We start from the raw sequence: 13,581 nt of genomic DNA, 5'->3' as shown, positions 1-13,581 counted from the left end.
GGCGCGGGTTTACCCGCGAAGAGGCAGGCCCCGATCTCCCACCACCGGATCCGCCCCCGATGCCCTTTTCCTTTCGCGCCCTGCGTTTGGGGCTGATCACCCTGCTGATCGTGCTGGGTACCGCACTCAGCGCCGGCTGGGCCATGCACCAGGCCAAGCGCCAGGCCATGGAAGACGACGCCAAGCGTGCCAGCCAGCAACTGGGCCTGTACGCCAACGCACTGCACACCCTGATCGATCGCTACCGTGCCCTCCCCGCCGTGCTGGCGCTGGACCCTGAGCTGATCGCAGCCTTGCGCGGCCCGGTCGACGAAAAGGTTCAGAACGCCCTGAACCTCAAGCTCGAACGCATCAATGGCGCCGCCAATTCCTCCACCCTCGAGCTGCTCGACCGCACCGGGCTGGCCATTGCCGCCAGCAACTGGCGGCTGCCCAGCAGCTACGTCGGCTCCAACTACGGTTTCCGCCCCTACTTCAAGCAAACCCGCAACCAGGGCAGTGGCCGCTTCTATGCCGTGGGCGTGACCAGTGGCGTGCCGGGCTACTTCCTCGCCAGCGCGGTGAACGACGAGCATGGCCGATTCCTTGGCGCCATGGTGGTGAAGCTGGAGTTCCCCGAGCTGGAACGCGAATGGCGACAGGGCAACGATATCCTGTTGGTCAGCGACGCCCGCGGCATCACTTTCATCGCAAACCAGGATGGCTGGCGCTACCGCGAACTTCAGCCGCTCAGTGGCGCCGACCGTGCCGAGCTGGCCGAAACCCGTCAGTACGACAAGCAACCGCTGGTGCCGCTACACCATCAGGTGCTGACGCGGTTTGCCCCCTACAGCACCCTTAGCCGCGTGCAAGGCCCCGAGGGCATTACCGAGTACCTGTGGGAAAGCCTGCCGCTGGAAGGCGAAAACTGGACCTTGCACCTGCTGCGCAAACCGCAGGTCGCTGCCGACGGCCGTAATGCCGCGCTTGGCGCCGCCGCCGTCTGGCTGAGCCTGGTGTTCGCCGCCCTTTTCGTCAGCCAACGCCTGCGCCTGGCACGCCTGCGCCAGCGCAGCCGGCAAGAACTCGAACGCCAGGTCGAAGAACGCACCCGTGAGCTGCGCACTGCCCAGGAAGGCCTGGTGCAATCAGCCAAGCTCGCCGCTCTCGGGCAGATGTCGGCGGCCATGGCCCACGAAATCAACCAACCGCTGACCACCCAGCGTATGCAACTGGAAACCCTGCGCCTGCTGCTTGACCATGGTCGCCATGACGAAGCGCGGCAAGCGCTGGAGCCACTGGAACAGATGCTCACGCGCATGGCAGCACTTACCAGCCACCTGAAAACCTTTGCCCGCAACAGCCCAATGGGCCTGCGCGAACGCCTTGACCTGGCAACCGTGGTCGACCAGGCCTTGCACCTGCTGGAAGCGCGCCTTCGCAACGAAGAAGTGGAAGTGGCGCTGTACCTGGCACGCCCGGCCTGGGTACGCGGCGATGCCATCCGCCTGGAGCAGGTGCTGATAAACCTCCTGCACAATGCACTCGACGCCATGCTCGACAAGCGTTACAAACGCCTGGAGATCCGCATCGAACCCGACGGGGAGCTATGGCGCCTGAGTGTGCTCGACTCGGGTGGCGGCATTGCCGAAGCCGACCTGGCCAAGGTCTTCGACCCGTTCTTCACCACCAAACCGGTGGGGGAAGGGCTAGGGCTGGGCCTGGCCATTTCCTACGGCATCGTCCACGAGGCCGGCGGCCAGCTGCGGGCCGAAAACCTGCCTGGCGGCGCGCGCCTGAGCCTTACCCTGCCCCGTGACCTGGAGCCTGTATGTTGAATTCGGTGATCGTCGTCGATGATGAAGCCAGTATCCGCACTGCTGTCGAGCAATGGCTGAGCCTGTCTGGCTTCAGCGTGCAGTTGTTCGCTCGCGCCGAAGCGTGCCTGGCACACCTGCCGCAGCACTTCCCTGGGGTGATCATCAGCGATGTGCGCATGCCGGGCATGGATGGCCTGCAATTGCTCGAACGCCTGCAGGCGAACGACCCCGACCTGCCCGTGATTCTGCTGACCGGTCACGGTGATGTACCGATGGCGGTAGAAGCCATGCGCATGGGGGCCTATGACTTCCTGGAAAAACCCTTCACGCCGCAAGACTTGCTGGGCAGCCTGCGCCGCGCCCTGGAAAAGCGCCAGCTGGTACTTGAGAACCGCCGGCTCCACGAGCAGGCCGACCTCAAGTCACGCCTGGAAGTCACGCTACTGGGCATGTCCCAGGGCCTGCAACAGCTGCGCCGGCAAGTGCTGGACCTGGCCGGCCTGCCGGTGAACGTGCTGATCCGCGGTGAAACCGGCAGTGGCAAGGAGCGGGTGGCCCGCTGCCTGCACGACTTCGGCCCCCGTGCTGCCAAGCCCTTTGTAGCCCTTAACTGCGCAGCCATCCCCGAGTCGTTGTTCGAGGCCGAACTGTTCGGCCATGAGAGCGGCGCCTTCACGGGCGCCCAGGGTAAACGGATCGGCAAGCTGGAATATGCCAACGGTGGCACCGTGTTCCTCGACGAAATCGAGAGCATGCCACTGGCCCAACAGGCCAAGCTGTTGCGGGTGATACAGGAGCAGAAGCTGGAGCGCCTGGGGGCCAACCAGAGCATCAGCGTGGACCTGCGCATCATTGCTGCGACCAAGCCCGACCTGCTCGAGGAGGCGCGTGCCGGGCGCTTCCGCGAAGACCTGGCCTACCGCCTGAACGTGGCCGAATTGCGCCTGGCACCGCTGCGCGAGCGGCGGGAGGACATTCCGCTGCTGTTCGAACACTTTGCCCGTGCTGCAGGTGAAAAGCTGGGTCGCACCGCCCCGCCGCTATCGGCTGCACAGCTGGCGCAGCTGCTGTCACATGATTGGCCTGGCAACGTGCGTGAGCTGGCCAATGCGGCGGAGCGGCATGCGCTGGGGCTGGGTTCGCCAAACATCGAGGTGGCACCTGCCGGGCAGTCGCTGGGCGAGCAGATGGAAGCATTCGAGGCGCAATGCCTGCGCGCGGCCTTGCGTCAGCATGGGGGCGAGATCAAGTCGGTGATGGAGGCGTTGCAACTGCCGCGGCGCACCCTTAACGAGAAGATGCAACGGCATGGGCTGGTGCGCGAGGATTTTGTTGGGCAGGAATGAGCGGAAATCCGCTTATGACCTACACCTGGTAGGCAAAAAACCGCTTATCACCTCGAGATTCCGGGCTGCTTTGCAGCCCTTCGCAGGCAAGCCCGCTCCCGCAAAGGGCAGCGCAAGCCCCACTACTGTGCCGGTTTTGGGGTATTGGATGCCCTGAAATGAATCAGCCCGCCCCCATTTGGCACACCTTCTGCAATTGCCTTGGCAAGCTGCGCCACGGCGCGCTCCACAAAAACAACGAGAAGGTATCCCTGATGGATAACGCCACCTCCCTGCCCGCCGGGGCGGCCACCGCGCCTGCCGCAGAAAAAACCACCGCCAGCCGCCTGAAGTCGATTTTCAGCGGGTCCATCGGCAACATGGTCGAATGGTACGACTGGTACGTCTACGCCGCATTCTCGCTGTACTTCGCCAAGGCCTTCTTCCCCGCCGGCGACTCCACCGCACAACTGCTCAATACCGCTGCGATCTTCGCCGTGGGCTTCCTCATGCGCCCGATCGGTGGCTGGCTGATGGGCCTGTACGCCGACCGCAAGGGCCGCAAGGCCGCGCTGATGGCGTCGGTATTGCTCATGTGCGCAGGCTCGCTGGTCATCGCCCTGACCCCGGGTTACGAAACCATCGGCGTCGCCGCACCTGTCCTGCTGGTCATCGCGCGCCTGCTGCAGGGCCTGTCGGTGGGTGGTGAATACGGCACCTCGGCCACCTACCTCAGCGAAATGGCCAGCAAGGAGCGCCGTGGTTTCTTCTCCAGCTTCCAGTACGTGACCCTGATCTCCGGCCAGCTCATCGCCCTGGCGGTACTGATCGTCCTGCAACAGACCCTGACCACCGAGCAGTTGTACGCCTGGGGCTGGCGCGTGCCGTTCGTGATCGGTGCGCTGTGCGCGGTGGTGGCCCTGTACCTGCGTCGCGGCATGGAAGAAACCGCCTCGTTCACCAAGAAGGAAAAGGCCAAGGAAAGCCTGATGCGCACCCTGCTGCGTCACCCCAAGGAGCTGATGACCGTCGTCGGTCTGACCATGGGCGGCACCCTGGCCTTCTACACCTACACCACCTACATGCAGAAATACCTGGTCAACACCGTGGGCATGAGCATCAGTGACTCGACCACCATCTCGGCCGCCACGCTGTTCCTGTTCATGTGCCTGCAGCCGGTGATCGGTGGTCTGTCCGACAAGATCGGCCGCCGTCCGATCCTGATCGCCTTCGGTGTGCTCGGTACCCTGTTCACCGTCCCCATCCTCAGCACCCTGCACACCATCCAGACCTGGTGGGGTGCGTTCTTCCTGATCATGGCCGCACTGATCATCGTAAGCGGCTATACCTCGATCAACGCCGTGGTCAAAGCCGAGCTGTTCCCTACCGAGATTCGCGCCCTCGGCGTGGGCCTGCCGTATGCCCTGACGGTGTCGATCTTCGGTGGCACCGCCGAATACGTGGCCCTGTGGTTCAAGAGCGCTGGTATGGAGAGCGGCTTCTACTGGTACGTCACCGCCTGTATCGCCTGCTCGCTGCTGGTTTACGCGACCATGAAAGACACCAAGCAGCACTCGCGGATTACCACTGAGTAACGCTGGCCTGGCAGTACTAAAAGGGGCGCTCCATTGCATGGAGCGCCCCTTTTCTATTCAGACTTTTCCTTCTTAACGCCCTATTAATTCCACCTTATCAAGCTGCAATGGCTGGCAGAACGTTGGCGCCCGTGCGAACGCTCCCAAGCCAGCCTTGCGGCGTGAAGGACGACATAGGTGCCCAAATACATCGAACAAATAGATTATTAAGCACTGTTTTTTGCGCTTTTTAATCAAATTATTCGGCGTAGGATTAAACCCATAGAAACAAACAACTCACAAACCCCTGGAGCAACGACCATGAAAAACAAACTGATCCTCACCTTGGCCCTTTCGGTTTTCGCAGCTGGCGCCTTCGCCGAAGATGGCTTCGACCGGACCGACGCTCACACCTTTGCCGCGGTTCAAACCCAGTCAGCCAGCTACGCTGAAGACGGCTTCGACCGCACCGGCGGCCAACGCTTCGCCGAAGACGGCTTCGACCGCACCGGCGGCCAACGCTTCGCCGAAGACGGCTTCGACCGCACCGGCGGCCAGCGCTTCGCTGAAGACGGCTTCGACCGCACCGGTGGCCAACGCTTCGCTGAAGACGGCTTCGACCGCACCGGCGGCCAACGCTTCGCTGAAGACGGCTTCGACCGCACCGGCGGCCAACGCTTCGCTGAAGACGGCTTCGACCGCACCGGCGGCCAACGCTTCGCTGAAGACGGCTTCGACCGCACCAACGCGCACCGCATCAGCTGATACCTGATTGCGAGCACCCAGCCCGGCTTCGGCCGGGCTTGATCATTTGCACACGAGCTCAGGCTTGGCACACTAGGCACCTTGTCCACCAGGAGGTAGGGCCAACAAGCCCAGCACAGATGTATTACTACGAACCCGCCAAAGGCCACGGCCTGCCGCACGACCCGTTCAATGCCATCGTCGGTCCCCGCCCTATCGGCTGGATCTCCTCTCAGGACCGCGAAGGCCGCCTGAATCTGGCGCCTTACAGCTTCTTCAATGCGTTCAACTACATCCCGCCGATCATCGGTTTCTGCAGCGTCGGGCGCAAAGACAGCCTGAACAACATCGAGCAGACCGGTGAGTTCGTCTGGAACCTGGCCACCCGCCCACTGGCCGAGCAAATGAACCTGAGCTGCGCACCGGTTGCTGCCGAAGTGAACGAATTCGAATTGAGCGGCCTCACTGCCGCACCGTCTAGCATCGTCAAAGTGCCGCGCGTGGGTGAAACGCCGGTAGCCTTCGAGTGCAAGGTCAGCCAGATCGTCCAGCTCAAGCGCGCCGACCAGCAAGAGGTGCCCAGCTGGCTGATCCTTGGGGAAGTGGTGGCGGTGCACATTGCCGAGCACCTGTTGAACAACGGCATCTACGATACCGCTGCCGCCGAGCCGATCCTGCGTGGGGGTGGCCCGGCGGATTATTTCGAGCTGGGCAACCTGTTCAAGATGGCCCGGCCGCCGGCCTGATCACCAGACCAGCTCACCCTCTTCGCTGACGCCCTGCAGGCGTTGCAGCTCGGCGGTGGCCGCTTCGTCGGCGGCCACAGCGCCCTTGAACACCTGCCCGTCGAGAACCTTGTGAAAACGCGGCGCACCGCCCATGCCCAAGGCTTTGACTGCGATGGCCGCGTTGTAGCCGCCACCTTCCACCGGCACCATCGCCGATACCGCTTCGAAATGAGTGAATTCCCTACGTGCCATGTTGCTGTCCGCGTGATTGAACAAGGGCGTCACTTTACCTCATCCACGCTCAATCGAAGGTATGCAAGTCCAGGCTGCTGACCACCTGAGCCTGCACCAGCTCACCGAACACCTCCAGTGTCGGTGAAGCAAAGTAGCCACTCATCGCCTGCTGGTCCTGCCAGCTTCCGCTGAGCAACCACAGGTCAGCATCAGCCTGAGAACGCTGCACGGTGAAACTCAGGCATCCCGGTGCACGCAGCGAGGGCTCGAGCAGGTCACGCAGGCGCGCGCCCAGCTCTGCCGAGCGCCCGCTGCTGGCACGGATGAAAGCAAGGTGGGTGACCGGTTGTTTAAGGGTCATTGCACAATCTCCTTGAAGCAGGCGGACGGAAAGGCCAGGCTGCCAAGGTTAGGCGCTCACCCGCGCGGCGCGTTAGGCCATTACTGCATGTCGATTGCCTGATCCTGCAGCGCGGCAGGATCAGGCAATCGACATGCAGCTTTCGACTAGCGCCCGTCTTTGCCCAAACCTATGCTGCGTCGGTCAGCAGAGGAAAGCCATCATGACCACCGCCACGTCCACCGAACCGACCCTGGAACTGCAGCGCCTGGAGCTGGCCGAGCTGATCAACCGCCACGCGGGCGAGCCCTATGGCCCAGCATCGGCCATCGATGACCTGTACCTGGTGCGTTACACCGAAAATGTGCGTTCTGTACCCACCCTGGCGCAGCCTGCCCTGTGCATCCTTGCCCAGGGCAGCAAAAGCCTGTTCCTGGGTGACGAGCAGTACGCCTACGACCCACTGCATTACATGGTCGTTTCGGTGACCTTGCCACTCAGTGCCGTGAGGCTGGATGCCAGCCCCGAGAACCCAAGCCTGGGCCTGCGCATGGACCTGGACCCGGCCGAGATCAGCCAGCTGATCGCCGAGAGCGGACCGATGCTGGTACCCAATCGACCTTCCGGCCGTGGTTTGTATGTGGAAAGGACTGATGCTGCGTTACTCGATGCCCTGCTGCGGTTGCTTCGGCTGCTGGACACCCCCCGCGACATCGCAATGCTGGCGCCGCTGTTCCGCCGCGAGATTCTCTACCGCCTGCTGCGTGGGCCGCAGGGTTACCGGCTGTATGAAATTGCCTTGGCCAACAGCCAGACCCACCGGGTTTGCCAGGCCATCTCCTGGCTCAACAACAACTTCCAACAGCCGCTGCGTATCGAGGACCTGGCCCGTGAGGTCAACCTCAGCACCTCGACCTTGCACCACCGCTTCAAGGCCGTGACCTCGATGAGCCCGCTTCAGTACCAGAAGCAACTGCGCCTGCAAGAGGCGCGGCGGCTGATGTTGAACGACGGGCTGGAAGCGGCGGTGGCGGCTTATCGGGTGGGTTATGAAAGCCCGTCGCAATTCAGCCGTGAATACAGCCGGCTTTACGGCGCGCCGCCAATTCGCGATGTGGCTCGGTTGCGGGCTACTGCGGTCTGAAGCTCGACACTCGCCTGCCCCGGCGCTTTCGCGGGTAAACCCGCACCTGCAGGTTTTTGCACACATGCGAAAATTGCGTGGCACCTGCAGGAGCGGGTGAACCCGCGAAGCGGCCGCTACAGGCAATCGCAATGCTTCAACCCAACACCGCGGCCTGCCACTGATTCTGGTCCACCTGAATCAAGGTCGGCCCCTTGCGCTCCACCGCTTGCCCGAGCGCGGCCTGCAATTGGGCGATATCGGCCACGTTCTCTGCTGCCGCGCCCAACGCCCGCGCCACGCCGATGAAATCCGGGGTATGGATATCCACCCCGACCGGCTCGATCGCCCGATTGACCATGTATTTCTTGATTTCCTCGTACCCCTGGTTATTCCACAGCAGCACGATCAGCGGTACCTGTGCCTCCACTGCACTGGCCAGTTCCGGCAGGGTGAACTGCAAACCACCATCACCAATCAGGCACACCGCCGGAGCGCGTTCGACGGCCTGCTCGGCACTGCCCAACCAGGCGCCCATGGCTGCTGGCAACGCGTAACCCAAGGTGCCGTAACCGGTCGAGGCGTTGAACCAGCGGCGTGGCTGCTCCATGTCGAGTGTCAGGTTGCCGGTGTACACAGGTTGGGTCGAGTCGCCCACCAGAATCGCATCAGGCAGGCGCTCCAGTATGGCCCTCAGCAAACGTGTCTGGCTCAGGGTTGGCTGGTCCCAGTCTGCCGCCAGGACCTTGCGCAGGTCGGCCACGCGGGCCATGCCCCAAGTGCTTTCGTGCACTGGCTGCGGCTGAGCTTGCAGGGCACCGAGCAGCGCTTCGGCTGCCAGCTCGGCATCGGCTACCAGCGCCAGCTCCGGCAGATAATTGCGCACGGTCTGGTCCGGGTCGATGTCAATGCGCAGCAGCCTGCCCGGGATCTCGAAGCCTCCCTTGAAGGTCACGTCATAATCGGTTTCAGCCAGTTCGGTACCGATCGCCAGCACCACGTCGGCCTCGGCCACCAGCGCCCGTGTGGCGGGTAACGACTGGGTCGAGCCGATCTGCAATGGGTGGCTGGCTGGCAGCAAGCCTTTGGCATTGATGGTCAACGCCACCGGGGCCTGAAGGTGTTCGGCCAGGCGTGCCAACGCAGCGCCCGCAGCCAACGCCCCGCCACCGGCCAGAATCAGCGGCCGACGTGCACTGGCCAGTCGCTCAGCCATCTGCGCCGCGGCCTGCGGTGCAGCCCCTGCCCGACTGCCCCGTACAGGGCGGCCCGGCAGCAGGAAGTCGGCCGGTTCAACCAGCACATCGAGCGGGATTTCGATATGCACCGGGCGTGGCCGGGCACTGTCGAACACGGCAAATGCCCTGGCCAGCACCTGCGGCAAGTCGGCTGCACTCATCAAGGTGTGGGAAAACGCCGCCACACCCGATACCAGCGCGGCTTGGTTGGGCAGTTCGTGCAGCTTGCCACGGCCACCGCCCAGCTGATCACGGGACTGCACGCTGGAAATCACCAGCATCGGGATCGAGTCGGCATAGGCCTGGCCCATGGCAGTGGTGATATTGGTCATGCCCGGGCCGGTGATAATGAAGCACACCCCGGGTTTGCCGCGGGTACGCGCATAGCCGTCAGCCATGAACCCGGCACCTTGCTCATGACGCGGGGTGATGTGGCGAATGGAAGAGCCCGCCAGGCCACGATAGAGCTCCACGGTATGTACACCGGGGATGCCGAAGACATGATCGACGCCATAGCCTTCAAGGAGTTTGACCAGTACTTCGCCGCAGGTTGCCATCAGGGGTCACCATGAATCGTGTTGGGGTATGCCCTTATTGGACCCAAGCCACGGCTATCGCCACAATGTAAAAAAACACATACTAGCCATGTCCTGTGATCATGGCTTACTGCAATGAAACGCCTCCCGCCCCTGCCTGCCCTGCACACGTTTCTGGTCACCGCCCAGCACTGCAACTTCACCCGCGCCGGGCAGCAGTTGCACATCACCCAGGGCGCTGTCAGCCGCCAGATTGCAGCCCTCGAAGAACACCTCGGTTATGCCCTGTTCAAGCGCGAGGCGCGTGGGTTGAGCCTGACCCGTGAAGGCCTGGACTGGCTGCCACGGGTGCAGCAGGTGTTCGCCCTGATCGAACAAGGGGTGCGCGAGGTGGGTGAGCACAGCACTACCTTGCAGCTGAAGGCACCAACCTGCGTAATGCGCTGGCTGCTGCCGCGCCTGATGGAATGGCAGGCACTGCGCCCGGATGTGCCGGTTGAGCTGACAACGACCGTGCAGCACGGGGTGGATTTCCGTCGCGAGGGCTTCGATGCGGCAGTGGTCTACGGCGATGCGCCGAACCACGGGCTGCAGGTGCGCAAGCTGTTCGATGAGCAGCTGACACCGGTGTGCGCACCGTCACTGCGTGAAGGGCCAGTGCCGTTGCAGCAGGCGGAAGACCTGGCCCGACATATGTTGCTGCATCCCTCGCGGGATGAACACGACTGGCGGTTGTGGTTGCAGGCGGCTGGAGTGACGCTCGCCACGCATGGGCCTAAACAACATTTCGAGACACTGGACATGGCGATGGCCATGGCCTCGCAGGGGACAGGGGTGGCAATCGGTGACTGGTCGCTGATTGGCGATGACCTGCGCGGTGGGCGGTTGTGCATGCCGTTTGCGCTGAAGGTGCTGACAGGCAAGGGGTATTACCTGGTGAGCCAGGCCAGGAGCTTGCCGCCGGGGCTGCTGGAATTGCTGGACTGGCTGGAGGGCCAGGCCAGCCTGTGACGGCCCTTTCGCAGGCTCGCCCGCTCCCACAGGTTTGCACAGGCCTTGGTAGCTGTACGGTACCCATGGGAGCGGGCATGCCCGCAACGCAGGCGACTCAATAGCCGACTGTGAACCGTTGCCGCGAGTGCTGCGGCTTCTCCAGCTCATCCAGCATGGCAATCGCATAGTCGGCAAACGTGATCCAGCTCTTGCCGTCCGCACCGATCAACAGATGATCCTTGCCCAGCGTATAGTGACCTCTGCGCTCACCCTCAACGAACTCAGCCGAAGGCGAAAGGAAGGTCCAGTCCAGGTTCGGCTCGCGCCGCAGCGCCTCCAGAAAACGCACGCCGGCACTGGCCTCGGCTTTATACGCCTCCGGGAAATCCGGGCTGTCGATCACCCGGTGCCCTGACGGCAGCAACAAGCTACCGGCGCCACCCACCACCAGCAGGCGCTTGACCCCGGCGCGCTTCACCGGCTCGATGATGGCGTGCGGCTCCATTGTCGAGAAATGCGCGGCACTCAACACAGCGTCCATACCTGCGACCGCTGCCTGCAGGGCCGCGCTGTCCGTGGCATCCAGCGACTTGACGGTCACACCCTCACGCCCTTCAAGCGTGGAAGGGTCGCGGGCTATGGCCAGTACACGGTGACCACGGCGCAGGGCCTCTTCCAGTAACTGGCTGCCAGCACGGCCGGTGGCACCGATGATTGCGATCTTGCTCATGAAATACTCTCCATCAGTTGAACGGAATGACCGCCCTTGGTGACCTTCGCCGCCAGCGCCAAGGCTCTCGTCTGCCGGCTTCGGGTAACGCCTTCTACCAAACAATGCGCATAGCTTAGTTACCCGATTCGTCACAAAAAATGCGATGCTCAGACATAGTTTGTTTCTGAAATCGGGCAAATCATGGACCGTCTCAACGCCATGCGTGTATTCGTCACAGTCATCGACCTGGGCAGCCAGTCGGCGGCGGCGGATTATCTGCAATTATCGCGGCCGGTCGTGTCGCGCTACCTGGCAGAGTTGGAAGACTGGGTTGGCACGCGGCTGATGCAGCGAACCACGCGCAAGCTCAGCCTCACGGCAGCCGGCCAGGAAACCCTGCCTCGCTGCCGGCAACTGCTGGAACTGGCCGGCGACCTGCAGGCCGCCGTGCAGCAGCCGGAAGACGCACCAAGGGGGGCACTGCGTATCAGCGTCAGTACCTCATTCGGCCAGGCACAGCTGGTGGATGCAGTGGCCGCCTATGTGCGGCGCTTTCCTGACGTGAAGGTAGAACTGCAGATGCTCGACCGCACCGTCAACCTGGTGGACGAGCGCATCGACCTGGCCATTCGCACCAGCAATGACGTGGACCCCAGCCTCATCGCCCGGCGCCTGAGTGTGTGCCGCTCGGTCGTGTGCGCGGCACCCGCCTACCTGAATGAGCGAGGCACGCCGCAACGGGTTGAGGAACTGAGCCTGCACAACTGCCTGACCCATGCCTACTTCGGACACAGCTTGTGGCATTTCGCGGTAGCCGGCCAGCAGGTCGCCGTGCCCGTATCCGGAAACATCAGTGCCAACGAGGTGATGACCCTGCAAAGGGCTGCGCTGGCTGGCGCAGGTATCACCATGCTGCCAACCTACCAGGCCGCAGACGCCATACGCCGGGGTGAACTGGTGCGTCTGCTGCCCGAGGCCAAACCGCGGGAACTGAACCTGAATGCGGTGTATACGTCGCGCAAACACATGCCCGCGACCTTGCGCAGCATGCTGGATTTCCTGGTGCAGCATTTCAAGGACGAACCGGCGTGGGATCGGGATCTATACTAGTGGCGTACACCCCTATCGCTGTCACGGGAGGTGAGCACCATGGGCATCAAATCCAGAAGAGTCGCCCTTGTCATGGCCCTTACCGCTGCCGCAGGGCTGTATGGCTCAGCCTGCTGGCGCGCCGAACTGCTAGGCAGCCAGCCCAGCGTCGCCAATAGTTGCGAGCAGGCACATTGCGTGCCTCACAGTGCAACCTTGAGCGCCGTCCGTTGAATGGACGGCGTCCTGCTGATCACTCTTCGACGCTCATGTATTCCTTGGCCCAGCGAATGTAGTCTTCAGGCTGGGTGTAGGTGTGCGAGAGTTCGGTGGCACTGAGGTTTTCCGACTTGTTCTGCCGACCACGCTGCAGCCGCAGGCAGTCGTAAGTGGCCTTGATCGCGGCAAAGTAAGCCGCATGGCCATCGACCACGATGCGCACGCCCAGACGCGCCAGGCGCTCGTCATCGCGCAGGTTCGGGTTGCCATAGGTAACTAGCATCAGCGGCACAGTCAGGTGCTCGGCAATCTGTTCGAGCTGCTCGAAGTCTTTGACCCCGACCATGCAGATGCCATCAGCGCCCGCCTTCTGGTAGCTCTGGGTACGCACGATGATTTCTTCGGTGCTGAGTACGCCCGCGTTGGTACGGGCAATGATCGACAGGGACGAATCGACTCGTGCCTCCAGCGCCGCGCGGATCTTGCCAACGCCCTCCTCGACCGGGATCAGGTCAGTGGACTTGCGCCCGAACTGGGCAGGCAGCAGGGTGTCCTCGATGGTCAGTGCGGCCACACCGGCGCGCTCCAGTTCGATCACCGTGCGCATCACGTTCAGTGCGTTGCCATAGCCATGGTCGGCGTCGGCCAGTACCGGCAGTTGCGCGACCCGACCAATGCGGGTGGCCTGCTCGACGAACTCGCTGAGGGTGATCAGAGCGAAGTCTGGAGCAGCCAGTACCTGCAACGAAGCGACCGAACCGCCGAGGATACCGACTTCGAAGCCCAGGTCTGCGGCAATGCGTGCCGACATCGGGTCGAACACCGAGGCAGTGTGGAAACACGAACCCGAAGCGAGCAGCTCGCGGAAGGCAAAACGCAGATCTTGGTGGGAAGCCTTGGGCATGATCACTCCGCAAAAAAGTTGAA

Annotated in this window: 13 protein-coding genes; 8 read left to right on the top strand and 5 right to left on the bottom strand. The window is 62.9% G+C overall.

Annotation, left to right across the window (positions count from 1 at the left end; all coding sequences use genetic code 11):
- Positions 1-59: 59 nt before the first annotated feature.
- From V6093_RS22765 to V6093_RS22745, 5 genes are all read left to right on the top strand, one after another.
- Entirely contained in the window at positions 60-1,817 is a 1,758-nt protein-coding gene (locus V6093_RS22765; protein ID WP_047604442.1) for an ATP-binding protein, read from the top strand.
- On the top strand, positions 1,811-3,145 hold the full coding sequence (locus V6093_RS22760; RefSeq protein WP_047604441.1) for a sigma-54 dependent transcriptional regulator: 1,335 nt from the start codon (positions 1,811-1,813) through the stop codon (positions 3,143-3,145). The genes V6093_RS22765 and V6093_RS22760 overlap by 7 nt, the downstream gene beginning before the upstream one ends.
- A gap of 254 nt (positions 3,146-3,399) precedes the next feature.
- Positions 3,400-4,719 (top strand): MFS transporter, encoded by a 1,320-nt coding sequence (locus tag V6093_RS22755; protein ID WP_003251986.1) that lies wholly within the window; start codon positions 3,400-3,402, stop codon positions 4,717-4,719.
- A gap of 300 nt (positions 4,720-5,019) precedes the next feature.
- Positions 5,020-5,463 carry a heme utilization protein gene (locus V6093_RS22750; RefSeq protein WP_104887099.1) on the top strand — a complete coding sequence of 148 codons (444 nt, stop codon included), beginning with the start codon at positions 5,020-5,022 and terminating at the stop codon, positions 5,461-5,463.
- 119 nt (positions 5,464-5,582) lie between these two features.
- On the top strand, positions 5,583-6,188 hold the full coding sequence (locus tag V6093_RS22745) for a flavin reductase family protein (protein ID WP_004575149.1): 606 nt from the start codon (positions 5,583-5,585) through the stop codon (positions 6,186-6,188).
- Here the strand turns inward: V6093_RS22745 and V6093_RS22740 are convergent, their stop codons facing one another.
- Both V6093_RS22740 and V6093_RS22735 read right to left on the bottom strand, forming a co-directional pair.
- The gene (locus V6093_RS22740; protein WP_014859143.1) at positions 6,189-6,455 is read right to left on the bottom strand and encodes a hypothetical protein; all 267 of its coding nucleotides are present in this window, start codon (positions 6,453-6,455) and stop codon (positions 6,189-6,191) included. It lies immediately after the preceding gene.
- Positions 6,456-6,471: 16 nt separating this feature from the next.
- Positions 6,472-6,765 (bottom strand): putative quinol monooxygenase, encoded by a 294-nt coding sequence (locus V6093_RS22735; RefSeq protein ID WP_003251976.1) that lies wholly within the window; start codon positions 6,763-6,765, stop codon positions 6,472-6,474.
- A 202-nt stretch (positions 6,766-6,967) separates the two neighbouring features.
- Here V6093_RS22735 and V6093_RS22730 point away from each other — a divergent pair, with 202 nt between their 5' ends.
- Positions 6,968-7,888 carry an AraC family transcriptional regulator gene (locus V6093_RS22730; RefSeq protein WP_341782909.1) on the top strand — a complete coding sequence of 307 codons (921 nt, stop codon included), beginning with the start codon at positions 6,968-6,970 and terminating at the stop codon, positions 7,886-7,888.
- A 136-nt stretch (positions 7,889-8,024) separates the two neighbouring features.
- Here V6093_RS22730 and V6093_RS22725 read toward each other — a convergent pair whose 3' ends face one another.
- Positions 8,025-9,662 carry a 5-guanidino-2-oxopentanoate decarboxylase gene (locus V6093_RS22725; protein ID WP_265979018.1) on the bottom strand — a complete coding sequence of 546 codons (1,638 nt, stop codon included), beginning with the start codon at positions 9,660-9,662 and terminating at the stop codon, positions 8,025-8,027.
- Between the two features lie 114 nt (positions 9,663-9,776).
- On the opposite strand from V6093_RS22725, the gene V6093_RS22720 reads away from it, so the two are divergent.
- Complete coding sequence (locus V6093_RS22720; protein ID WP_265979016.1) at positions 9,777-10,652, top strand: LysR substrate-binding domain-containing protein; 876 nt, start codon at positions 9,777-9,779, stop codon at positions 10,650-10,652.
- A gap of 97 nt (positions 10,653-10,749) precedes the next feature.
- Here V6093_RS22720 and V6093_RS22715 read toward each other — a convergent pair whose 3' ends face one another.
- Positions 10,750-11,364, bottom strand: a complete 615-nt coding sequence (locus V6093_RS22715; protein ID WP_003251968.1) for an NAD(P)-dependent oxidoreductase — start codon at positions 11,362-11,364, stop codon at positions 10,750-10,752.
- 183 nt (positions 11,365-11,547) lie between these two features.
- Between V6093_RS22715 and V6093_RS22710 the strand changes: the two genes are divergently transcribed.
- Positions 11,548-12,456, top strand: coding sequence for a LysR family transcriptional regulator (locus V6093_RS22710; RefSeq protein WP_047604432.1), 909 nt, complete (start codon positions 11,548-11,550; stop codon positions 12,454-12,456).
- Positions 12,457-12,688: 232 nt separating this feature from the next.
- On the opposite strand, the gene V6093_RS22705 is transcribed toward V6093_RS22710, so the two are convergent.
- Complete coding sequence (locus tag V6093_RS22705; protein WP_003251963.1) at positions 12,689-13,558, bottom strand: oxaloacetate decarboxylase; 870 nt, start codon at positions 13,556-13,558, stop codon at positions 12,689-12,691.
- Between the last annotated feature and the right edge of the window lie 23 nt (positions 13,559-13,581).

This window comes from Pseudomonas putida group bacterium ESBL64 (assembly GCF_045277175.1).
Taxonomy (GTDB): Bacteria; Pseudomonadota; Gammaproteobacteria; order Pseudomonadales; family Pseudomonadaceae; genus Aquipseudomonas; species Aquipseudomonas alloputida.
Note: the sequence above shows the minus strand (reverse complement) of the source record. Positions and strands in the feature narration are given on the sequence as shown.

Bases quoted from the DNA above. Each gene is read 5' to 3' on its own strand.
- V6093_RS22735 (WP_003251976.1), bottom strand. From the start codon at position 6,765: ATGACCCTTAAACAACCGGTCACCCACCTTGCTTTCATCCGTGCCAGC.
- V6093_RS22745 (WP_004575149.1), top strand. From the start codon at position 5,583: ATGTATTACTACGAACCCGCCAAAGGCCACGGCCTGCCGCACGACCCG.
- V6093_RS22730 (WP_341782909.1), top strand. From the start codon at position 6,968: ATGACCACCGCCACGTCCACCGAACCGACCCTGGAACTGCAGCGCCTG.
- V6093_RS22715 (WP_003251968.1), bottom strand. From the start codon at position 11,364: ATGAGCAAGATCGCAATCATCGGTGCCACCGGCCGTGCTGGCAGCCAG.
- V6093_RS22755 (WP_003251986.1), top strand. From the start codon at position 3,400: ATGGATAACGCCACCTCCCTGCCCGCCGGGGCGGCCACCGCGCCTGCC.
- V6093_RS22705 (WP_003251963.1), bottom strand. From the start codon at position 13,558: ATGCCCAAGGCTTCCCACCAAGATCTGCGTTTTGCCTTCCGCGAGCTG.
- V6093_RS22765 (WP_047604442.1), top strand. From the start codon at position 60: ATGCCCTTTTCCTTTCGCGCCCTGCGTTTGGGGCTGATCACCCTGCTG.
- V6093_RS22760 (WP_047604441.1), top strand. From the start codon at position 1,811: ATGTTGAATTCGGTGATCGTCGTCGATGATGAAGCCAGTATCCGCACT.
- V6093_RS22720 (WP_265979016.1), top strand. From the start codon at position 9,777: ATGAAACGCCTCCCGCCCCTGCCTGCCCTGCACACGTTTCTGGTCACC.
- V6093_RS22750 (WP_104887099.1), top strand. From the start codon at position 5,020: ATGAAAAACAAACTGATCCTCACCTTGGCCCTTTCGGTTTTCGCAGCT.
- V6093_RS22725 (WP_265979018.1), bottom strand. From the start codon at position 9,662: ATGGCAACCTGCGGCGAAGTACTGGTCAAACTCCTTGAAGGCTATGGC.
- V6093_RS22710 (WP_047604432.1), top strand. From the start codon at position 11,548: ATGGACCGTCTCAACGCCATGCGTGTATTCGTCACAGTCATCGACCTG.